Consider the following 2980-nt stretch of genomic DNA (forward strand, 5'->3'; position numbering starts at 1 on the left):
GCCGCGGCGCTTCGGCTGCTTGAACCAGCCGGATCACGGCCTCCTGAACACCCCACGCCTCGCTGGCCTGCCGGAAAATATGTGACACAATTCACATTCTCACCCGTCCTTTTCTGGTGTTGACTCGAAGAACTGGTGTCCCCTCCCGGGGGCGCCAACATCACACGCGCGTGAATGAGGAGATTTTTCAAATGAATAAGTCACTCCGCTTTATGGCAGTTCCCACCCTCGCTTTGGCCGCCCTGGCCCTTTCCGGTTCCCCCGCGATGGCCGCGGACCAGTCCTACCAGTCGACCCTGGGCCAGCTCAACGGCAGCGCGGGCGCCGGCACCATCACAGTTGATGTCACCGGTAACCAGGCCCACGTTGTCCTGAAAGTTTCAGGTATGCCGGCGACGTTCATGGATGCCCCGTACCCGCACGTCCAGCACATCCATGGCGGCAAGCAGGGCACCTGCCCGGACCCGTCTGCCGATAAGGACGGGGACAAGGTCATCTCCACCACCGAGGGCGACCCGTTCTACGGTCCCATCCAGACCACGCTCTCCACGAGCGGGGACACGAGCCCGGCAGCGGGCCTTGACCTCAAGGTCGGCGGCCAGGGTGCGGCCTACACCGTTGACCGCACGTTCGAACTGAACGCCGAGACCATGGCTTCCCTGAAAGCGGGCACCGCAGTGGTCGTCGTCCACGGCCTGGACCCCGCCACGCTCAGCGCGGCAGGCCAGGCCGCCAAGAGCGACCTTGCACCGACCCTTCCGCTCGCCGCCACTTCCCCCGCCCTGTGCGGGACCCTGAAGGCCGGCCAGATGAAGATGCCGGCAGGCGGCGCTGAGACCGGCGTCACCGCCGAAACCGGCACCGACACCGGAGCCCTCGCTATCGGCGGCGGTTTGGCCCTGATCGCCCTCGCCGGCGGAGCCTACGTTGTCCGCCGCCGCAGCGCCGAATCAGCAGCCTAAGCAAGGGCTGACTGGACCATCACTGTGACACTCATGAATCCCGGCCACCGCAGAGGCCCCCTGGCCTCCGCGGCGGCCGGGGTTCTGCTCCTGCTCACCCTGGCCGGCTGCGGCGCAGGAAACAACGGAACGCCCGACGCCGGCCCCCCACCTTCCGCTTCCACCTCATCTCCGGTAACACCCGGCACGACCGCGGCTCCGACACCGGCTACAGCCACCCCGCCGCCCGCCGCCCCCGTGGCGGCCCCGCCCGCACAGCAGCTTCCGCCGGTGATGGGCGCTTCCGCTCCCGTCACCTTGGCCATTGCCTCGATCGGGGTCCGGACGGACCTACTCCACCTGGGACTGCGCGAGAACGGCTCCCTGGAAGTACCGGAAGACACCGGTAACGGCACACCCGCCAGCTGGTACAACGGCTCCCCCACACCCGGAGAACGCGGCCCCTCCGTGATGCTCGGGCACGTCAACGCCCTCGGCGGGAACACCGGGGTCTTCGCGGACCTCCAAAAGCTCAAAAACGGCGACGAAATCAACGTGTCCCGAACCGACGGCAGCATCGCCGTGTTCACCGTTGACCGCGGCGCCCTCTACAGCAAGAACGAATTCCCCACCCTCGAGGTCTACGGCAACACCGACGGCGCCGAACTCCGGCTGGTCACCTGCGACGGCTACGACCCCGCCACCGGCCTTTTCGATGACAACTACGTCATCTACGCCAAACTCAAAGCCTGACAACGCACAGCCTGAAAAGCGGCCGCAAATCCTTAGCGGGAGCGGCCAGGACGGAAGTCATGAAAAACCGTACTCCCCTGCTGGCCTCGTTGGCACTCTCGTCCCTGCTGCTCTCCGGCTGCGCAACAGCGGCCGGATCCGTCACCGCACCGTCGGACGTCTCGACGCTGGCCCCCTCGGCTGCTTCACCCGAGGCGGGGCACACCGACAGCCAGGGCAGCGGGCACCACAGTGACGGGTCATCATCCCCGGACACACCCAAGGCCGACGGTCCCAGCGACGCTGCCCTGATGGTCTGCGGAGACCAGCCGATGGACAGGCTCACCGCCATCCTGGACCTGAAGGAGGACCCGCACACCATCAACGACTGGGCCGACAACACCTTCACCTGCACCTACCACCTGGACGAAGGGGCACTGGCAATCTCCGTCCAGGAAGCTGCAGACCCTGCGTCGGCACGGGTATATTTCGACGCGATGCAGGCCCTGGCCAAAGACGCCACACCCATCGAAGGCCTCGCGAACCTCGGCTTCCCGGCCTACGAAACCGCCGACGGGTCAGCGGTGTTCCAAAAAGACGCCTTCGTCCTGCACGTGGACGCCACCGACCTGCCCGCCACCCTGGGACCGGAGAACATCACCAGGAACGCCCTGGCCTACCAGCTCTCCACCACCATCCTGGCCTGCTGGGTCGAACACCCCTGATCCGCTTATGCGCAAACAAAGGCACCAACCGACGGCACCCATGAAAGGGGCACCCATGAAAGCAAACACCAGAACCGGTAGCGCGCTCGGACTCGCGGCAGCGGCAGCCGTGCTGGTAGTGTCCGGGCTGCGGGACCCCCGGCACCTCCGGGTCCGGCACAACAGCCAACCCCACACAGGCGGAACAATTCCCCTCAGCTCCTGCCGCCACCACAGAACCTGCTCCCTCAACCTCCGGCCCGGGCTCAACACCCGCGGCGGCCCCGGCGAAAATACTGATCAAGGGCTTCAAATACCAGGGCGCGGAAACCGTGAGCCCCGGAGCGACGGTCAGTGTGACCAACGAAGACACCGAAGCGCACACCATCACCGCTGACACCGGTGACGCGTTCGACGCCAACATCCAAGTCGGCACCGGCACCTTCACCGCACCCGTCGAACCCGGGACCTACCCCTACCACTGCAACTTCCACGGCAACATGAAAGGCACCCTCACCGTGAAATAACACCCCGGCAGAAGGACGCAGTACACCGGGAACGAAGTGGGGTCTGGAACGGAGATATTCGTTTCTTCGTTACCGG

At 65.8% G+C, this 2980-nt stretch carries 4 protein-coding genes; all 4 read left to right on the forward strand.

Annotated features, from left to right (window positions below; translation table 11 throughout):
• The first annotated feature begins 191 nt into the window (after window positions 1–191).
• The gene (locus tag ACX80M_RS20905) at window positions 192–962 is read left to right on the forward strand and encodes a hypothetical protein (protein ID WP_459310380.1); all 771 of its coding nucleotides are present in this window, start codon (window positions 192–194) and stop codon (window positions 960–962) included.
• Window positions 963–995: 33 nt separating this feature from the next.
• Window positions 996–1694, forward strand: a complete 699-nt coding sequence (locus ACX80M_RS20910; RefSeq protein ID WP_459310384.1) for a sortase domain-containing protein — start codon at window positions 996–998, stop codon at window positions 1692–1694.
• Between the two features lie 59 nt (window positions 1695–1753).
• Window positions 1754–2398, forward strand: coding sequence for a hypothetical protein (locus ACX80M_RS20915; protein ID WP_252603844.1), 645 nt, complete (start codon window positions 1754–1756; stop codon window positions 2396–2398).
• Window positions 2399–2709: 311 nt separating this feature from the next.
• Window positions 2710–2904, forward strand: a complete 195-nt coding sequence (locus ACX80M_RS20920) for a cupredoxin domain-containing protein (protein ID WP_459310382.1) — start codon at window positions 2710–2712, stop codon at window positions 2902–2904.
• Window positions 2905–2980 lie beyond the last annotated feature (76 nt).

This window comes from Pseudarthrobacter sp. MDT1-22 (assembly GCF_054511035.1).

Bases quoted from the DNA above. Each gene is read 5' to 3' on its own strand.
- ACX80M_RS20905 (WP_459310380.1), top strand. From the start codon at position 192: ATGAATAAGTCACTCCGCTTTATGGCAGTTCCCACCCTCGCTTTGGCC.
- ACX80M_RS20915 (WP_252603844.1), top strand. From the start codon at position 1,754: ATGAAAAACCGTACTCCCCTGCTGGCCTCGTTGGCACTCTCGTCCCTG.
- ACX80M_RS20910 (WP_459310384.1), top strand. From the start codon at position 996: ATGAATCCCGGCCACCGCAGAGGCCCCCTGGCCTCCGCGGCGGCCGGG.